Here is an 18,562-nt window from a genome sequence, read left to right on the forward strand (position 1 = left end):
ATAGACAAACCATGGGTACAACTGAATATATGAAGAGCCGCACTCTAGAAGAAGGATTTTCCGCATTGACGGACGACGCAGAGCGGAATCGTCTTTTGGCAGAAATGGCAGAACAGTCCACGGATATGATTTCAAGGCACACTCCTGAGGATTGGCTGTTTATCTATGCTTCCCCTGCTGTGACTCATCTGCTGGGCTACAGTGTAGAAGAGATTGTCGGATTGTCGGCTTATGATCTCTACCATCCAGATGATGTAGAAGATTTCAGGTTACGTGCTCCCACCGTTAACTACGATCGTGGGCTGTACACCCACACCTATAGGTTTCGTTGTAAGGATGGTCATTATACCTGGCTTGAAAGCACCAGCCGGACGATCCGAGATCCGACCACGAACGAGATCCGGGAAATTTTGGTGGTTTCGCGGGATGCGACTCACAGAATAAAGGCAGACAAAGCAAATCGGCGGCTCGCAAGAGTTTTGGAGAGTACGCAGGATCTCGTGATTTTTGTCAACCTGGACCTGACAGTTTCCCATCTAAATGATGCCGCCAGAAAAGCGTTGAAACTTGAGAAAACTGACTATACGGCTTTGGCTTTATCGCAAATTGTAGACGACACAGGTATGCGGCAGCTCGTTGACGACGGGATTCCTCTGGCAAAAGTGGCCGGGCACTGGCTCGGAGAGCTTATGATGTTGGGGGGCAAAGGGAATCGTATTCCGGTCATGTTGGAGTTGTTGGTACACCGTTCTCTTCATGGCGATATCGAGTATTTTTCGTTGGTCGCCCACGACCTAACCGAAAAAAAAGCCGCTGAGCAGCAATTAAAAGAGTATCAGGCAGATATCGACCACGCGAGTAGGCTGGTCACGATGGGTGAGTTAGCATCCAGTCTTGCGCACGAGCTGAATCAACCGCTCTCAGCAATAGTTAACTACCTCAGAGGTATCGAGCGACGCTTCTCAGGGTCGGCAAGTGTTTCATGGGCTAATGTAGAGATTCCTATCAGCAGAAGTATAAAGACTGCGTTGAAAGCTGGCGAAATTGTTCACAGGATGATGGACTTTACGCGGAAACAGGAGCCAGTGATCGCCGCGCTTAATTTACCGGAGTTAATTCGCGATGTGATGGATTTGTGTGACGTCATGGGCGTCAGACATGGCGTCCAATTAACATTCGAAGCCGATCCTGACTTGCCCTGCGTGACGGGTGATCGTATCCAGCTGGAACAGGTGCTGATGAACCTCCTTGTGAATGCTATTGAGGCAAGCAAAACAACTGCTGAGGCTTCGGCCACGGTGCATATTGGTGTCACTCAGTATGAGCGCCGACATTTGCTCGTAACGATCAATGATGATGGGCCGGGTATTAACGAAAGTGATATGCCTCGCCTTTTTGACCGTTTCTTTTCTACCAAACAGAGTGGTCTGGGAATGGGGCTGGCGATCAGCCGCTCATTGGTGGAGAATCTCGGTGGCGAGCTTTGGGCTGAGAACCGCCCGGAAGGCGGCGCCCGTTTTTCATTTACGCTGAATATTGCTGATTAATCACCTATGAACTCCACCCACGATAAGCAAACCGTCTTCGTCATCGATGATGATGCAGACGTCCGAGATTCTTTGGAGTGGCTGCTTGAGTCTGTTGGGCTCAGGGTGAAGGCGTTCGAGAACGCTTTGGATTTTTTTGAGGCTTTCGATGAAAACGAAAGTGGTTGCATCGTTATGGATGTTCGAATGCCAGGCCTCAGTGGAATCAATGCGCAGAAAAAGCTCCCTGAGTACAATGTTGAACTTCCAGTGATCATGATCTCTGCTCACGGTAATGTGGATATGGCAGTGAGGGCGCTGACCCAAGGCGCGATGACTTTTATCGAGAAGCCCTTTGACGACCAGGTTCTGATCGACCATGTCCACAATGCGCTTGAAAAGGACCGGGTGAGATTCTCTAAACGTAATTCTCAGGTTCGTGTTCGAGAGCACTATGACACCCTTACGCGAAGAGAGCGTCAAGTTTTGGAGCTTATCGTGAAAGGTTTTTCCAACCAGGAAGCCGCTGATGAGCTGGGAATTAACCGAAAGACGGTGGAAGGTCACCGTGCTCATATGATGGCCAAGATGAAAGTCGACTCGTTCGCGGAGCTGGTACAGGTGGCTATTGGCTTGGGACTTGTTCGCGGTATTGATCAGTAAATCTAGGGCATGTTGTTCGAGACTATCAGCTATGGTGGCAATCCAGGATTTGTATGACGAAAAGTTCAGCCACTGCTATGGCTGCGGGAAGCGCAATCCGCAAGGCAATCAATTAAAGAGCTATATTGTTGATGGACACACTGTCGCCAGGTTTCGTCCCAAACCGGAACAAACTGGGGGCGTGCCTGAACACGCCTATGGAGGGCTGATTGCTTCTCTTTTTGATTGTCACGGTGCAGCATCCGCCGCCGCGTTTGAGTATGAAGCTACAACAGGACATCTCGAAAACAACAGTCGATTAAAACGATACGTTACAGCATCATTGAAAGTGGAGTTTCTACGCCCGACACCGATGGGGCAGGAAATTACGATCAAGGGAAAATGTCGACGTATTGATGGAAGGAAGGTTTGGGTCGATATGGAAATCTCTGTGAAGGACGAGGTCTGCGCGGTGGCGGAAATGTTGGCGATTCAGCTTAAGTAATAAGGAAAAGACGCGGAGAAGTCTGGACTTCTCCCGGTACGCATGACACAACCCCAACCTCAAGCGGAGGCCCTTTCATGCCTAGGGGCTGACCTGGTCCATATGGGTATGACGTCGGACTCGGTTATAAAAATACCTGTAGTAGAACTCGTCCGCTTTGGCTAGGCCACGGTTTGTAAAATCCTTTTCCGATCCGTTCCTTTTTTCAGGCTGTTGAAGAAGGATTCAGCAACAGTATTATCCCAGCAATCGCGACGACTCATACTTGGATCCGGATTGTGGGCCTTACTGATAACCAGGGCATGAAAACAATTATAGCGCCGGAAAACGCTATGATAGCCGTTTAAATTTACTGGTTAGATAACATCATTGAGAATGCTCTTTATAGCCTGTCTGTTGTGTATGAACATGACTGGTCATCCAAAGATTGGAGCGAGCTATATGGCCATTCCAGGACTTTTTTGGGGCGTTAAAAACGTCAGTGGGAGCTGGAAAAACTCCATAAATCGCTTGCCGCATTCGTTTTGATTGCATGCGGGGTTACATGCATAACGGGGCCGACGAAACGCCACTTTCACCGACGAGGCCAGGATGCGATTGCTCAGGTCGAGGCCGAGATTGAAAACTTTGTTTTGAATTTAGTGAGCCTAGCTCTTCCTTGGCGTGTTCGAGAGTCACGCCCCCAGCTGATGTCGGGATCCATCCAGAAACCAGCGATGCGCAGCTACAAGAATTAGCACAAGCAGCTTCAGTTGACTCCATCCCGCACATGCACCCTGGGAGGCGTATCATTTTATGCGCAGTATCCCGGATGCGATTGAGGAGGGCTGGCGTGATCCGCTATAGACGCGCTGGTCGCCGACCAGCGCGTCTATACTCAGTCTCTCGGTTCATCTAATCGAGGTGTTTTCGCTCGATTCAGCGAACGCGGCCTTGCTCAAATTTTAGAACGTTCTTAAACCTTGGAGTAAGTGGTATGACCCATATGCCTGCAATTGTTATAGCGGTGGAAGACTACGACCGTCTGAGTGCCCTACTCGATTCGGCCGATAGCGAGGACGAAACTGTTGAAAGCCTTGAAGAAGAACTAAGCCGTGCCAACCTTGTCAAGCGTGCGGAACTCCCACCGGACGTCGTCACCATGAATTCCCGGGTGCGGTTCAGGAACGAGACAACTGGCGATGAGCACGAGATGGTCTTGGTCTACCCAAATGAATTACAGGGTGGAGCGGGGCGCATTTCAGTACTTGCGCCCGCGGGCGCGGCGCTGCTGGGACTCACGGTCGGCGATGTGATCGACTGGCCTATGCAGGGGCGCAAACCTCTGCAGATCAAAATACTCGGTGTCACTCATTCGCATAGCCTGGCTCCGGGACCCTGAGAGGAATGCTGGCGTAGGGAGTCTAATCCCGTTGATTTGTCTGTGCCGACTGAGCATACGTAAAACCTTGGTGTATCGAAGGGGTAGAGTCGAATTCGATCAATCCCTTTAGCCAAAATGTTTAGGTGAAATACACGTGCCCCGGTTGTGCCTTCGATCACTTTCCTTACATATAGCCCACGGATAGCAAGCGAACTGGCGGGTATTGGTTTTTTATTGCCTGAAGCTAAATGTGCGTAAACCGCTGAAGGTTGCCACCCATTCCATGTGAAGCCTGCCGCCCGGACCGGGGCAAGGCTGCCACCCATCGGAGCGTAGCAACGCGGGTTTTCTCTTCTTACTCCGAAGTCTCAGTGTCCGTCAACTTTGACTGCCGCTTTCGCATGGATTCGCCCCTGAGATTGATCTTGTAGGCGTTGTGAACGAGGCGGTCCAGGATGGCATCGGCCAGAGTGGCGTCACCGATGACGCCATGCCATTCCTCAATGGGCAACTGGCTAGTGGCGATGGTGGAGCGCCTGCCGTGGCGGTCTTCCAGCACCTCCAGCAAGTCTCTTCGGTTCTCCGCACTCAGTTTCATGAGGCCCCAGTCATCGAGGATCAGCACATCCACTTTGGCGAGGTTGGTCAGGAGTTTGGCGTACTGGCCGTCTCCCTTGGCGATGGTCAGTTCCCGCATCAGTCGGGTCAGGCGCACGTACTGTGCGGTGTAGCCTTCGCGGCAGGCCTTGTGCGCCAGGGCGCAGGCCAGCCAGGTCTTGCCAACCCCGGTGGGGCCGGTGATGAGTATGTTCAGATGCTCCTTCACCCATTGGCAGCCAGCCAGGGACTGGATCAGTCCTTTATCCAGGCCGCGTGAGTTCCGGTAGTCAATGTCTTCGAGGATGGCCGTGTGTCGCAGTTTGGCCCGGCGCAACCGGCTGCTCATTCGCCGATTGTCCCGTTCGGTCATTTCCCTATCAACCAGCAGCCCAAGGCGCTCCTCGAAGCTCAGTTCATGGATGTCCGGGGTGGCTGACTGGTCCGCCAGGGCGGCGGCCATGCCAGTCAGCTTGAGGGCGTGGAGCTTGTCCAGGGTAGGATGTTTCAGCATGTCAGGTTCCTTCAGTGGTAGTAGGCGGGGCCGCGGATGTTGTCGTGGGTGTCGGGTAAGGCCAGCTCCTGTTGCTCTTCCAGGGGCTGCTGATCCAGGCGGTGTTTGAGGATGGATTCAATGCTCTTGTAGCGGCAGCTGCCCAGCATCAGGGCACGCTGGCAGGCAGCTTCCAGGCGTGCCTCGCTGTAGCTCTGACCCAGCCTGAGGATGCCCAGGCAAGACCGGTAGGCCTGCTGTGGATGTTGCGGGCCCCGAGAACGGTGCGTATGAGCTTCTCCGTCGCCGGCCCGGTCTTGGCCGCCCAGGTAATCAGCCGTTCCGGCGACCACTCGCCGGCCTGGCGGTGGGATTCGGGCATGTGAGCGGCGACAGTGGTATGTCGGCCTTTCTGATCGGAGCGCCGGTGGCTGGCGATCCGATTGCCCCGGTAAAAGCACTCGATGGTGTTGTGGGTGATCCGGACCTCCACCTCCTTCTTGATCAAGGTGTAGGGGACCGAGTAATAGTGCCCGTCGATGGCCACGTGGTAGTCGATATGAACGCGGGCCTTCTTCCACTCCGCGTAGACCTACGGCTCCGCCGGCAACGGTTGCAGGACCGGCTTGTCCAACTGCTCGAACTGGTCGCGCCGGCACCCGGGCAACTTGCGGAAGGGGCGGTTGTTGAGCTTCTCCAGCAGCTCGCGGATGGTAGCGTTGAGCTGCCCCAGGGAGAAGTGCTGACGGTGGCGCAACGCTGCCAGGATCCAGCGTTCGACGATCAACACGCCGCCTTCCACCTTGGCTTTGTCGCGGGGTTTACGAGCCCGTGTGGGGACAACGCCTACACCGTAATGGGCGGCCATGTCCTGATAGGTCGGGTTGAGATCCGGCTCGTAGCGGTGGGCCTTGGTGACACCGGAGCGGAGGTTGTCGGGCACCACTAATTCCGGAACCCCATTCAGGTACTGGAAGGCACGGATGTGAGAGCCAATCCAGTCTGGCAGTTTCTGGCTCCAGGTGGCTTCGGCGTAGGTGTAGTTTGATGCACCCATCACCGCCACAAAGACCTGCGCCTCGTGGATTTCTCCGGTGGTGCGGTCAATGACAGGAACGGTCTGGCCGGCGTAGTTCACGAACAGCTTTTCTCCGGCCCGGTGGTCCTGGCGCATCACCAGGTCCAGCTTGCCCTGCCAGGCCCGGTAGTGCTCGCAGAACCAGCTGTACTGATACCCCTCCGGATTGGCCTGCCGGTACTCCTGCCAGAGCAGGAACAGGGTGACGTTCTTGCCCCTGAGTTCCTCGTGGATCTGCTGCCAGTCCGGTAGGCCCCGGATCTGGGCCGGCAGGTCCGGTGGCGGCGGGAACAGCAACTGTTCCAGATGGGCCTCATCCAGATCCACTGGCAGTGGCCAGTTCAGGCCAGCCTCAGCGGTACGGCGCAGGTATTCGCTCACGGTGGGACGGCTAACGCCGCAGGCCGCCGCAATCTGGCGATTGCTCAGGCCCCGCTCCCACTTCAGGCGAAGAACTTCTTTGATCTTTCGCATGGATAACCTCTTCGCTGGCATCTGGCCTTCTCCGGATGAAAAGGGTCAGAGTACCGTTAAGTTATCCCGCGTCGGACGATTTCGATGGGGTGGTTCAGGCAGTCTGCCAGGGTGGCAGCTTTGCCGTGGAATCAGTGGCAGCTTTTGCGTGGAATGGGTGGCAGGCTTCGTCTGGAATCAGTGGCAACCTTGGTCTGGAATACGCAAAAGAGCAGGAGCCTGAATCCATTACGGTCTATGCGCCCTATGCTGCAGGCAAAGACACGGTCCTCTACACCGATCCGGACTATAAAAATGCCTCGGGCTACTGTGCCAAGGCGCTAAACACATAACCAGCCGCAGCAGTACGCGGCCGATGGCCGCCGGACGCCCTTGTCAGAGCGCCGCTGTGCTCAGCGTTAAAATTCAATAAGCTCAAGAGTTGAAGTTGGCGCGAGCTTGAGGATTCGAACAAAAAAGGAATAGATTTTTATGAAAAAAATACTGATAGCTCTATCCCTGGTTGCGATTGCAGGGTGTCAGACTTCTGGGAAAGTGCCCCAAACTGCAGCTCCTTCGGTAAGTTCAGGCAACTCACAAGCAGTGAACTCTTCGAGCTACCAACCTGGTGATCGAAAGGAGTACTTGTTCAAAGAAAAATCACTGACTCTCCAAAAGTACCCCATCAGGATGTTCTGTAGTACTCCAGATCAAGATGCCTGTTTTAAAGGGATAGATTACCAAAAGTACGTGGGTAAAAAGTTTTATTACACCTCAGAACAACCTGTGCAATCAGGAGGGTTTGATGGGCGTGGATTTTATAAGCTCAGAATAGAAACGGGCGAAGTGCTTTATCATTACCGCAAGAAAGAGCTGGGCGCCGTCCACGACATGGATATCGTCGCTTTGAAGGAAAAGGAAGCGGCCGACGAATTCAAGCAAGAGCCAGTTGTGGAAGGGGCATCCACAATGCTAACAGGAATCAGAAGATCGTCCGAAAAATACGGGCGTACTTATGACTTGAGCAATGGAGGAACAATATCCGAAACCCAACTAGATGCCCTTCGCAAGTTGAGTAACAAATTTGGGGATAATAAGGCATCGATAGCCGACCAGCTCGTTAATTTCAGAGTCACGTATGACAAGATGGAGGATCGCTTTTTTGTTCAGCCATTCCCTTATGAAATCGAGGATACCTACGTCATAGGATATATCGGCTTTAAAGAAGACCGTGGGCCGTGGCTCAGGGCAAAGTTTCACTATGAAGCGGAAGATTGGCTGTTTGTTGATCAGATATTGCTGGTTGCAGATGACTACAGATTGGAGTCAGAGAATGTTGGATTTCAGCGCGACCACTCCAGCGGAACTATCTGGGAGTGGATGGATGTCTCTGCTACCGATGGCAAATACTACGAAGCTCTTTCGGCAATAGCGAATGCTGATGAGGCGACTATACGTTTTAACGGGCGTCAATATTACAATGACTTCGATATCCCAGAGAAGCAGCAGCAGCTTACAAAAGATATGCTGATTTTGTTTCAGGATATGAAGGGTGGATAAGCGGACAAACTGAGTAGCGTGACCGAGATTTTAACAATCGACTGCACAGCGACCGGCTTTCCGCCGCTTCGCGGCTCCAAACCGGCGCGTGAGCTGGGCGTTTGCACAAAAATAGGACTATCTACTTTGCCGATTGAAATGCCAGTCGAGCTGCGGTTTCCCATGGGGGGCACGGTCCCCTTGACGATGGATGCTGTTCAGGATTTCATCAACCTAGCCCGTCGGACTTCGTCCAGCGCTGTTGGTCGGCAAGACATAATTGAGCGCTTTAAGGAGTACTTTGCGGCAGCGAGTGGCGATCAGTACGCTAGAAGCTCAAGTCTGTCTTGGTCTGAATCAGACCTCGAATATCATGCTGAACTAGCTGCATCGGACGCTCCAGGGTTTATTGCTGCGTTCTGTGATGCGTGCGAGATGCTAGAGTCCGTGGGAGTCGCCGTTCCAGGCCATCAATACGTCAATAATATTCTCGAAAAGCACGGCGTCCCATTTCGAGTAAAAAATAATCAGTTGGCAGAGGCTGAGGATCATTTGTCTCCACCGGTTCCCAGTGATGACTCGGCAGAATCCACAGTTTCAAGAGCTCTAGCTGATGCCAAGGCACTTGTAGGTCACTCTAATGCAGCAAGTGCCATAGATCGTGCACATACCGCATTACATGCCTATTTGATCAAATTATGCGAGGACGCTTCTATACATACTGATAGTGATATTTCGCTATCAAAGGCGTTCAAGTTACTGCGTAGGGAGCATCCCGCCCTGGCTCCTGACGGGCCAAGAGCAGAAGATATCACGAAGATCCTTCAGTCGTTCGCATCAGCTATCGACGCTTTCTCCACCATAAGAAACAAGGCTAGTCTCGCTCATGCAAATGATCTGTTGGAGGAGCCGGAGGCAACGGCCGCGTTAAATTCCATATATACAGTTTTTCGTTATCTGCAAGACTGTATCAAACGGTCGGGCAATGCATAACAATGCCAGGCACGGCGACGCCTTTTTCGTTGCGGCTTCTCCTCCACTGCAAAGCCACGCATGCTTTCGGCGTTAAGGAGTAATCAGTTGCCTTCAGCAACTCTGAAAATGTTTTTGGTTTATGGTGATCCAAAGCGGTTACGCACTGTTGAGCTTTCAAATTGGACCGGGAAAGCTGTTGCTGGGCCGCGTAGTGAATTTGACCGGGTTATAGAACGCGAAGAGTCCCTAAAGACATGGAAGTTTTTCTAGATAAAGTGCATCAGATCCTTCCAGTCTTAGGTATTGAAAGCTTTGTCAAAACTGGCGGCAACGAAGAGCCAGGAGTAGACACTGAAATCCTTACCTGCTCTATCAAGAATGTCACCGCGACAGGCTACCTCACTCCAAATGGAATGGTCGTTGTTGCTGGATCTGAAGCAGTACTAAAAGAGCGAGCGTCTGCCAATAAATGGCCAGCGGTTCTTGTTCAGCGAAACAAACTCATCGACGAGGGCGTCCTGACCGAAAAAGATGGCAAGTGGGTTTTCGCCAAAGATACTGAGTTCTCAAGTCCAAGCGCCGCGGCTGCGGTGATTCACGGAGGGAGTGCAAACGGTCTTACCGCTTGGAAAGACAAAAAAGGCAAGCTGCTCAAAGAGATTGAGAGCCACTAACCCCAGTCAGTTCACTATCTCTATCTATGAAAGTTGTAACCTGGAACTGTAATGGAGCACTCAGACGAAAGCTTGCAGAAGCAGATAGCTTGCAAGCTGATGTCTTAGTGGTTCAGGAGTGTGAAGACCCTGCGCTATCGACCCCCGCGTATAGAGAGTGGGCAGGTTCTTACCTGTGGGTGGGTGAGTCAAAAGATCGTGGCATCGGCATTTTTCCCCGAAACGGTCATCGAGTTGCAAAATTAAATTGGAGTGGCAGCTTTTCCGTTCCTGGGCTGTTCAGCAAAAGTGAAACGCTGAATTGGAGCACGGAACATCTCAGGCTTTTTCTGCCTTTCACTATCAACAGAGATTTCACGGTGCTGGCCGTCTGGACGAAGGGGCGCAATGAAGAAGCCTTTGGCTACATGGGACAATTCTGGAAGTATCTTCAGATCCATCGTGACGATCTTAGAGGGCCAAAGACTGTCATTCTCGGTGATTTTAATAGCAACGTGCGCTGGGATAAGCCGGATCGCTGGTGGAATCACTCAGACGTAGTCGCTGAGCTCGAAGATATGGGTTTCAAGAGCCAGTATCATCTCGTATTTGAGGAAGAACAGGGAAAGGAAACCAGCCCGACATTTTTCTTGCAGCGGAACCGACAAAAGGCCTACCACATTGATTACGTTTTTACCTCGTTAGATCTCACGCAAGACTGTGCCTTGCAGATCGGTCAGCACGACGACTGGATTTCAATTAGTGACCATGTGCCATTGACGTTGAGCATCAACAGTTAACAACCGGCTGCACAGCGACCGATTTTCGGCCGCTTCGCGTCTACGGACCGGTGAGTGAGCGGAGCGTTACGTACAAATTTGAATGTTCGCTTTGCGACCGTCCCGCATCCCACGCGACACCTAAACAGAAGCGGACATTGCGCCGGAGGGTTCTTCGATGGCTTTGGGTGAGTTTGCCTGTCTGACCTGCCCCCAACCACCTAACCACTTACTGCTTAGTAACGTTGGTTAAAATTGAGCGTCTGCCTCCACGGTGGTGAAACCATTAACGCCGACTCCTCCACAGGCACAGATGACCAGTGAACCAGTGAGGTTGCGTCGCCGTTCCGTTACTTCTAATTTGCTGTATCGATGCTCCATCAAACAACTCTATATCGATCAGTGAGTCCTTTTTACAAGGTTTTCTTTGTCTACCAGCGCGGAACCCCAGTAAGCTTTTTGAGCCATGCTGAAGGGCGAGAGGCCCTAGCCAACCACTGAGGAGATAATCGGCTATGAACGTTGCTCGATTTATCCGGACGGAGATAGAGAATCTACTTGAGACCTGGGAAGACGCAGCGCTGCAAATTGCCCCTGAGCTGAAAGGGGCAGACTCTAATGCCCACCGCTAGAGCGATTCAATTAGGCATGCCTCGGAGCAGATTGCGAATTTTCTGGGCTGTATCCTGAACGTCCGACGCTCGATCCGTGTACCAGGCAACGCTATTGTCGTGGCCACGCCGGACAGCCCCCTCAATCATTCTTGACAGCAGATCGGCGCGCTCTTCCAAGGATCGCAGGGTAAGCCAGAGCGATTTTTCTATCTCTTCGTTCTGGGCGGCGAGGAGCGACAGCGCCGTGAACGAGTGCCCCACATGGCAGCGAAAACGCTGCAGTTTCCCATCATCGTGTTGCCAGAGCGCGCCACCGCAATCAGGACAGACAATCGGCACCAGGCTGCCCGTCATCTCCTCGTCTTTCATGGTTGCTGTCCTCTCCGTCATCTTGACCTCCAGCTGAATATCTTCCGGCACAGGCACACGCTCACCGGCAGGCTGGGAGACCAGTTTCTGAAGAATAGGGCCCATCTCGGCGATGGCCAATTGATAGTCCACCGGTTCTGCAGTAGTGAGCGCATGGCTGGGCATCTCCGGACAGAACGCATCCCCGGGTTCCTGGACCAGCGTAAGACCGTTGCAGCGGCGAATAGCCAAGAGGCCTGAACTGCCGTCATCAAGAGCGCCCGTGAGAATAATGCCGATGACCCGCGGGCCATAGCGGGCTGCGGCCGACCGGAAAAGCGGATCGATGGCCGGCCTCGAACAGTTTTCCTTGGGCCCATGGACAACCCGGACGCCGCTCTCACCCAACATCATATGGTGATCCTGGGGCGCTACATAGACTCGACCTTTCTCAATAGCCTGGCCGTCCTGCGCAAGCTCGACTGGCAACGCACAGGCCCGGTTGAGTATTTTCGCCAGCAGGCCCGGCCCCTGGGGCGCCACGTGCTGGACGATAAAAACGGAAGCGGGCAGATCCGCCGGCAGCTGTTCCAGCAGCCGCGGCAAGGTTTCTATACCGCCCAGCGAGGCTCCCACTACGATGATGTCGTGTTTGGCCATAGTTTGGTCCATGCTCTCTCAACGGCTCCTAAGTTCCCCTAGGGTTAAGGATAAAGTTCACCCCAAGCTACCGGTACCGCAGGACAATTGTCGTGCCTCTCAGATGAAATTTTCGACAGAATATCCCTAGGCTAGACCATTCCTAAGCTCGACTGCCAACAGAACCTTAGCCCAAAACGCTGAAAATTCGGTTCTTCTTGACCCAGGACACCAGAAAAGTTTGTATGAATCTGGCCAGGGCGGTCTAATACTCAACCGTACATCTATGACGCCGCGATCAAGTCCTGGCATACGGTTGACCAGAGAACGGTCACCTGACGGACTATCAGCCTGCGCAACATCAGGCCCGTGTTCACCTAATGTAGCCCCGGGCAAAACGGATTAGACCGGCTGCCAGCACGATCAGACGAGTATTGTTATGGACGACCCCAAGCGCACAGATGATGACCTGTCCCAGGAAACCGAACAGTCGCCTGTCCGGATACCCATCGTCGGGATCGGTGCGTCTGCTGGTGGCCTCGAAGCGCTGCAGGAATTTTTCAGGGCCTGCCCCGGAGACAGCGGTTTGGCTTTCGTGGTAGTGATGCACCTGTCGCCCAAGGACGACAGCTCGCTCGCTGAAATCCTCATGAAATCCACTGAGATGGACATCGAGCACATAGTCGACGAGATGGTGGTCGAACCCGACCGGATTTACGTACTCCAGCCCAACCTCACCCTGACGCTCGAAAACGGCCGCTTCCGGACACATCAGTTAGAGCGCGAGCACCCGAACCTGATTATCGACACTTTTTTCCAGTCTCTCGCCAGGCACTCCCGCGACCGAAGCGTGGGAATTGTGCTCTCGGGAACGGGTACAGATGGCACCGAAGGGGCCAAGCTGATCCGCGAAATGGATGGGCTCGTCATGGTGCAGGAGCCTGAGCAGGCGACGTTTTCCGGCATGCCCTATGCGGTAATTAACCGCGGTCTTGAGGATGTGGTTGCCACTGCCGGAGACATGCCCGGACGACTGATAGACTACATTCAGCACGCCTTGCAGTTCGACTATCCCGAGGGCCATGAGACCGAGCCGGGGCCTTCGGAGACCATCCAGAAGATTATCAGCTTCCTGTCCCAAGATCGGCCGAATGATTTTACACGCTACAAAGAAAAGACTCTGATTCGTCGTATTTACCGGCGAATGGGGCTCTGTCATAAAATGAGCGAGGAAGCGTATCTGTCCTTGCTGGAGCAATCGGAAGAAGAAGCCGACCAGTTGTATCGGGACCTGCTGATCTCAGTCACGGCTTTTTTCCGGGACCCAGAAGCTATGACGACCCTTGATGAGCAGGCCCTGGCGCGCCTTGTTGAGCGCACGGATACGAGCCAGGCCATAAGAATCTGGGTACCAGGCTGTGCCACCGGCGAGGAAGCCTATACGATTGCGATGTTGCTTCATGAACGGCTCGCCCCTCATAGCTGCAAGCCCCAGATCCAGATCTTCGCCACGGATATTGACGAGCAGGCGCTTGATATCGCGCGCCAGGGTCTCTACCCGGAAACCATCAAGAAAACCGTTCCGCCAGATCTGCTGGCTCGCTATTTCATACGCGAGGGGGACTACTTTCGCGTTAAGAAAGAAATCCGGGAAGAAATTGTCTTTGCTTTCCAGAACCTCATTACCGGGGCGCCGTTTTCACAGCTGGACTTGGTCAGTTGCCGCAACCTGCTGATCTACCTGAAACTCGACGTTCAGAACCAGGTTATGGGGCTTTTCCATTTTGCATTACGAGACAATGGCATCCTGTTTCTGGGAGCGTCAGAAACGATCGGCCGGAAAGATGACCTGTTCGCGGTGATCGACCGCCGCCATCGGCTGTACCAACGGAAACAGACCCGTCGCCAGGCCCCTGATCTACCCTTTGCCGCAGGCAAGACACCTCCCGCTGCCCGCGGCTCGGTCTCGCGCCAGCTGGCTTCGCGCGGGCCACAGCATAGCCCGCGGGTCAGTCTGGGGGATCGGGTCCAGCGCCACCTCGTCAATCATTTTGCACCGCCCGCGGTACTGGTGACCCGAGATGGCGAGGCACTCTATTTTGTCGGCGAAACAGCCCCCTACCTGAAGCTCCCGACTGGCGAGCCCAGCCGTCATATGTTCGATATGGCCCGAGGCTCCGTGAAGACTAAGTTGAGGACGTACTTTCGTCAGGCCATCGAAACCGGAGCCCCGGCCCGCTCGGACCTGATTCGCGTGGGCGGCGGTGCTTCTGGGCGTACCACGCTGATCACCGTAGCACCGATAGCGTTCGGCGACCTCACTCACTATCTCGTGGTTTTTGAGGAGAGGTCGGGTCAAGCGCAAAAGCCCAGCCAGCAAGACGCGGCCGCATCAATGCCAGAGGGTGACCACGAGCCGGCACTGGTTCGCCAGCTGGAGGATGAGCTGCAGCTGACCCGGGCAGAGCTACATAGCACGATTGAAGAGTTGGAGACCTCGAATCAGGAGCTGAAGGTTTCCCACGAAGAAGCGATTTCCATGAATGAGGAGCTCCAGAGTACGAATGAGGAACTGGAGACCTCAAAGGAGGAGTTGCAGTCCCTCAACGAGGAGATGTCTACAGTCAACAGCGAGCTCCAGACCAAGGTCGTTCAGCTAGACCAGGCCTACGGCGATCTGGACAACCTGCTCAAGAGTATCAGCTCCGCAACACTGTTTATTGACACTAATTCGTGTATCCGTCTGTTCACGCCGAACTGCAAGAATCTGTTTAACCTGGTGCCGACCGATGTCGGTCGGCCCCTGGATGAGATCAAGTTCAAAGTCGACGACCAGGAGCTGCTCAGGGATGCAGCAGCCTCGCTTGAGACCCTGGAAACTCTCGAAAGCGAAGTGCTGACCGACAGCGGACAATGGCATCTGCGCCGCGTCTCACCCTACCGTACCGCGGATAACAAAATTGATGGCGTCGTCATCACCTATACCAACATTGATCGCCTGAAGGCGGCCCAGGGCGAACTCAGCGAACTGACACGGACCCTTGAAGATCGAGTGGAAGAGCGAACCCGGCAGCTTCAGGTCAACATACGAGAGCGGGAACAGGCAGCCCGGGAGCGCGACGTGTTCTTTGAGCTCTCGACACTGCCATTCTTTGTGCTAAGCGAAGATGGCTATTTCCAGCGGGTCAACCCGGCCTGGACCCGGGCGTTCGGCTGGAGCGAGGAAACCCTTCAGCAACGGCCCTACCTCGAATTTATTCACCCGGACGATGCAGCCCAGTTCAAAAGCAGCGTGGAGTATCTTCGCCAGGGAGATGAAAGCTCCAGCATCAGTGCGCGCTTTGGTGTTGCCGATGGCAGCTATAGCTGGCTCGAATGGAACATGGAACCCGCCGGGGATGGTTCCCTGTTGGGTGTGATCCGGGATGTGTCAGAGCAAATGCAGTCCGCACAGGCTGTCCAACGCGCCGAGGAAGAGCTTGAGAAGCAGGTCAATAAACGTACCGAGCAGCTCCAGGCCGAGAAAGAACTGGCCCATGTTACCCTAATGTCTATCGGGGAGGCGGTCATCACAACCGATATTCACGGTCGTGTCACAAACATTAATCCGGTCGCAGAACGCCTTACCGGCTGGGATGCTAGCCAAGCGATCAGCTTTCCGGTTGCGGAGGTGCTCGAACTTCGCAACGAAGCGACAAACGAATCACTGGGTGACCCGGTATCACTGGCGCTGCAGAAGAGTAAAACCGTCGCCGTGCCGGAACCAGCGGTTCTGGTTCGCCGGGATGGCGTAAGCGTGCACGTCGACGCGTCCGTTTCGCCGGTCTATAGCAATCAGGGAAATTTGCTGGGCGCGGTGGCGGTCTTTTTCGATGTCAGCTATGCGCGGGAGCTCACCAAGCGTGTTCGCCACCGTGCGGCCCATGATGACCTGACCGGGCTGATTAACCGCGGCGAGTTTGAAAGCCGCATGCAGACCGTCGTGGCCAGTGCCCGGGATGACGGCAAGGCCCATGCTCTGCTGTTCATGGATCTGGACCGCTTCAAGATCGTCAACGACACCTGTGGCCATGCTGCGGGGGATGAGCTGCTCCGACAAATCTCCATAGAATTGCAAAGCCAAGTTCGCCAGCGCGACACCCTTGCGCGGATCGGCGGTGATGAGTTTGCGCTAATTCTTGAGAACTGCAGAGCAGAACAGGCGCTCCGGATCGCCGACGAAACGCTGGCCTTCATGCGGAACTTCCGCTTTTCCTGGGAAGGGAAGACGTTCCGCCTCGGAATCAGTATAGGCATCGCTTTAATTGATGAGCATGTCGCCTCTGTACGCCAGGTTCTCCACAACGCTGACAGCGCTTGCTATATGGCCAAGGAAGCCGGTCGTGACCGGGTCTATATTTTCGACGAGAATGCGGACGAGGGTGAGAGCCACAGCTCGTACATGTACTGGGCCAGCAAAGTCAGCCAGGCCATGGAATTTGACGATATTGAGCTTATGGCCCAACCCATTGTCGCCCTGAAAACAGGCGAGCAGAGAGGCAGCCATTTCGAAGTGCTTGCACGCCTTCGTGATGAGAACGGCCAGATGATTCCTCCTGCCAACTTTATCAACGCCGCCGAGCGCTACAACCTGATGCCCCGGCTGGATCGTTATGTGGTAACAAAGGTATTCAAGTGGCTGGCCGACAACCCGGACGTGGTCGAGGGACTGGATCTGTGCTCGATCAACCTGTCCGCGAGCACCCTAGGGGACGACCGTTTTCCGGGGTTTCTCAAAGCTCTGCTGAAGCAATACCGGATACCGAGCGAGAAGGTATGCTTCGAGATAACCGAAACCACCGCTATCCGGAACCTGGCGAAGACCATAGAGCTGGCAGAGGAATTCAAGCGGCTGGGTTTCTTGTTCTCCCTGGACGATTTCGGTAGCGGCTTCGCCTCATACCACTACCTCAAACGTTTACCGGTGGATTTTCTGAAAATCGATGGGGAGTTCGTGCGCAATATCCTAGAAGACCCTATGGACGAAGCCATGGTCCGGTCCATGAACGAAATCGGCCATATAATGGGAAAGAAAACTATTGCCGAGTATGTTGAATCGGAGAGCCTGCTAGAGAAACTTAAGGAGATTGGGGTGGATTATGTTCAGGGCTTCACCATAGGTCACCCGAGCCACCTAGACCCTGCCAAACATCAGCCAATAGCTTCCAGTTAAATCTTGGCGGTGGTTGTGACCTGGCTCCAATCACTGAACCACTCACTACTTACTAATGTCGGTTAATTTCGACCCTTTTTCAGTAGTACGGTGCCCAACTGCAAACTCCAGTGGTGTCCGGTAGCTCAACGCTGAATGGGGCGGGTTTTCGTTATAGTCTCGCCGCCAATTACCGACGGTTTCCCTGGCATGGGCCAGGTCCCGAAACCAGTGTTCATTCAGGCACTCATCTCGAAAGCGCCCATTGAAGCTTTCAATGAACCCGTTCTGAGTCGGCTTTCCTGGCTGTATGAGCTTAAGCTCCACCCGGTTGTCATAAGCCCACTGGTCCAGAGCCTTGCTGGTGAACTCGGGGCCCTGCTGTTCTGACAGCCTGAGGATAGCCCCTGAAGGCGGCTATGGCATCCAGAGTGCGGGCAACCTGGTCACCAGAGATTCCGTTTGCCACGGGGATGTCGAGGCACTCCTTGGTGAAGTCATCAACGATAGTAAGACACTTAATCCGCCGACCGCATGCCAATGAATCCATGACAAAATCCGTGGACCACGTCTGGTTCGGAGCTTCTGGCAACACCAAAGGCTGACGCTCCATCGCGATGCCTTTGCGACGTTTGCGCTTCGGCACGGCTAGGCCGGCCTCCCGATACAGCCGGTAAACCTTTTTATTATTCACGTCGATGCCTTCCCGTCGCAACAGTTGATGAACCCTTCGATAGCCAAACCGACGGCGCTCATGTGCCAGTTCCGTAATGCGCTCGCTGAGCGCACTGTCGCCAGCCTCAACGGTGGAGCGTTAGTGAAACGAAGCCCGGGATAACCCGACGAGAAAACAGGCCCTGCGTTGTGAAATCGGCGTTTGCTCCTGCATCGCCCGCACGGCCTCGCGCTTGTTCTCGACGGTCAGTACTTTCGGTTGAGGGCCGCCTTCAGGGCTTCATTATCGAGGAGAGATTCAGCCAATAGCTTCTTGAGCTTGGCATTCTCATCTTCGACGGCCTTCAACCGGCGTGCCTCTGAAACCTCCATGCCACCAAACTTCTTGCGCCAGGTGTAGAAGGTGGCGTCAGAAATGTTGTACTTGCGGCACAACTCCTTCACCGGCAGGCCCGCCTCGGCTTCCTGACCCCGTCACAATTTGTTTCATTT

General features: G+C 54.1%; 12 protein-coding genes and 3 pseudogenes. 10 read left to right on the top strand and 5 right to left on the bottom strand.

The window, feature by feature from the left end:
* The first annotated feature begins 11 nt into the window (after window positions 1–11).
* From G7W63_RS19215 to G7W63_RS19225, 3 genes are read left to right on the top strand one after another with little or no spacing between them, the layout of a single operon-like run.
* On the top strand, window positions 12–1,547 hold the full coding sequence (locus G7W63_RS19215) for a PAS domain-containing sensor histidine kinase (protein ID WP_207309006.1): 1,536 nt from the start codon (window positions 12–14) through the stop codon (window positions 1,545–1,547).
* A 6-nt stretch (window positions 1,548–1,553) separates the two neighbouring features.
* Window positions 1,554–2,189: a response regulator transcription factor gene (locus G7W63_RS19220; protein ID WP_166262164.1), complete on the top strand. Its 636-nt coding sequence runs from the start codon at window positions 1,554–1,556 to the stop codon at window positions 2,187–2,189.
* A gap of 31 nt (window positions 2,190–2,220) precedes the next feature.
* Window positions 2,221–2,673, top strand: a complete 453-nt coding sequence (locus G7W63_RS19225) for a PaaI family thioesterase (RefSeq protein ID WP_166262166.1) — start codon at window positions 2,221–2,223, stop codon at window positions 2,671–2,673.
* Between the two features lie 81 nt (window positions 2,674–2,754).
* Here G7W63_RS19225 and G7W63_RS20095 read toward each other — a convergent pair.
* Window positions 2,755–2,960: pseudogene (locus tag G7W63_RS20095) on the bottom strand (IS3 family transposase); the annotation flags it as partial.
* 698 nt (window positions 2,961–3,658) lie between these two features.
* Here G7W63_RS20095 and rnk point away from each other — a divergent pair.
* Complete coding sequence (gene rnk / locus G7W63_RS19230) at window positions 3,659–4,054, top strand: nucleoside diphosphate kinase regulator (RefSeq protein ID WP_242634495.1); 396 nt, start codon at window positions 3,659–3,661, stop codon at window positions 4,052–4,054.
* A 337-nt stretch (window positions 4,055–4,391) separates the two neighbouring features.
* Here rnk and istB read toward each other — a convergent pair whose 3' ends face one another.
* Both istB and istA read right to left on the bottom strand, forming a co-directional pair.
* Complete coding sequence (gene istB, locus G7W63_RS19235; RefSeq protein WP_166262170.1) at window positions 4,392–5,147, bottom strand: IS21-like element ISSpu5 family helper ATPase IstB; 756 nt, start codon at window positions 5,145–5,147, stop codon at window positions 4,392–4,394.
* An 11-nt stretch (window positions 5,148–5,158) separates the two neighbouring features.
* A pseudogene (istA, locus tag G7W63_RS19240) lies at window positions 5,159–6,699 on the bottom strand (IS21 family transposase).
* Window positions 6,700–6,713: 14 nt separating this feature from the next.
* Here istA and G7W63_RS19245 point away from each other — a divergent pair.
* The 5 genes from G7W63_RS19245 to G7W63_RS19265 all read left to right on the top strand — a co-directional run bounded on the left by G7W63_RS19245 (window position 6,714) and on the right by G7W63_RS19265 (window position 10,624).
* Window positions 6,714–7,010, top strand: coding sequence for a hypothetical protein (locus G7W63_RS19245; protein WP_166262172.1), 297 nt, complete (start codon window positions 6,714–6,716; stop codon window positions 7,008–7,010).
* A 139-nt stretch (window positions 7,011–7,149) separates the two neighbouring features.
* Window positions 7,150–8,217, top strand: coding sequence for a hypothetical protein (locus G7W63_RS19250; protein WP_166262174.1), 1,068 nt, complete (start codon window positions 7,150–7,152; stop codon window positions 8,215–8,217).
* 18 nt (window positions 8,218–8,235) lie between these two features.
* Window positions 8,236–9,189 carry an abortive infection family protein gene (locus G7W63_RS19255; protein ID WP_166262176.1) on the top strand — a complete coding sequence of 318 codons (954 nt, stop codon included), beginning with the start codon at window positions 8,236–8,238 and terminating at the stop codon, window positions 9,187–9,189.
* Between the two features lie 236 nt (window positions 9,190–9,425).
* Window positions 9,426–9,845, top strand: coding sequence for a DUF4357 domain-containing protein (locus G7W63_RS19260; protein ID WP_207309007.1), 420 nt, complete (start codon window positions 9,426–9,428; stop codon window positions 9,843–9,845).
* 26 nt (window positions 9,846–9,871) lie between these two features.
* Complete coding sequence (locus tag G7W63_RS19265) at window positions 9,872–10,624, top strand: endonuclease/exonuclease/phosphatase family protein (RefSeq protein ID WP_166262178.1); 753 nt, start codon at window positions 9,872–9,874, stop codon at window positions 10,622–10,624.
* Window positions 10,625–11,241: 617 nt separating this feature from the next.
* Here G7W63_RS19265 and G7W63_RS19270 read toward each other — a convergent pair.
* Window positions 11,242–12,225 (bottom strand): chemotaxis protein CheB, encoded by a 984-nt coding sequence (locus G7W63_RS19270; RefSeq protein ID WP_166262180.1) that lies wholly within the window; start codon window positions 12,223–12,225, stop codon window positions 11,242–11,244.
* Between the two features lie 418 nt (window positions 12,226–12,643).
* Here G7W63_RS19270 and G7W63_RS19275 point away from each other — a divergent pair, with 418 nt between their 5' ends.
* Window positions 12,644–17,416: an EAL domain-containing protein gene (locus G7W63_RS19275; protein WP_166262182.1), complete on the top strand. Its 4,773-nt coding sequence runs from the start codon at window positions 12,644–12,646 to the stop codon at window positions 17,414–17,416.
* Between the two features lie 45 nt (window positions 17,417–17,461).
* On the opposite strand, the pseudogene G7W63_RS19280 reads toward G7W63_RS19275, so the two are convergent.
* Window positions 17,462–18,520: pseudogene (locus G7W63_RS19280) on the bottom strand (IS3 family transposase).
* Window positions 18,521–18,562: the final 42 nt, after the last annotated feature.

Source organism: Marinobacter salicampi, assembly GCF_011074795.1.
GTDB classification, from domain to species: Bacteria; Pseudomonadota; Gammaproteobacteria; order Pseudomonadales; family Oleiphilaceae; genus Marinobacter; species Marinobacter salicampi.

Bases quoted from the DNA above. Each gene is read 5' to 3' on its own strand.
- G7W63_RS19215 (WP_207309006.1), top strand. From the start codon at position 12: ATGGGTACAACTGAATATATGAAGAGCCGCACTCTAGAAGAAGGATTT.
- G7W63_RS19220 (WP_166262164.1), top strand. From the start codon at position 1,554: ATGAACTCCACCCACGATAAGCAAACCGTCTTCGTCATCGATGATGAT.
- G7W63_RS19225 (WP_166262166.1), top strand. From the start codon at position 2,221: ATGGTGGCAATCCAGGATTTGTATGACGAAAAGTTCAGCCACTGCTAT.
- rnk (WP_242634495.1), top strand. From the start codon at position 3,659: ATGCCTGCAATTGTTATAGCGGTGGAAGACTACGACCGTCTGAGTGCC.
- istB (WP_166262170.1), bottom strand. From the start codon at position 5,147: ATGCTGAAACATCCTACCCTGGACAAGCTCCACGCCCTCAAGCTGACT.
- G7W63_RS19245 (WP_166262172.1), top strand. From the start codon at position 6,714: ATGAAAAGGGTCAGAGTACCGTTAAGTTATCCCGCGTCGGACGATTTC.
- G7W63_RS19250 (WP_166262174.1), top strand. From the start codon at position 7,150: ATGAAAAAAATACTGATAGCTCTATCCCTGGTTGCGATTGCAGGGTGT.
- G7W63_RS19260 (WP_207309007.1), top strand. From the start codon at position 9,426: ATGGAAGTTTTTCTAGATAAAGTGCATCAGATCCTTCCAGTCTTAGGT.
- G7W63_RS19265 (WP_166262178.1), top strand. From the start codon at position 9,872: ATGAAAGTTGTAACCTGGAACTGTAATGGAGCACTCAGACGAAAGCTT.
- G7W63_RS19270 (WP_166262180.1), bottom strand. From the start codon at position 12,225: ATGGCCAAACACGACATCATCGTAGTGGGAGCCTCGCTGGGCGGTATA.
- G7W63_RS19275 (WP_166262182.1), top strand. From the start codon at position 12,644: ATGGACGACCCCAAGCGCACAGATGATGACCTGTCCCAGGAAACCGAA.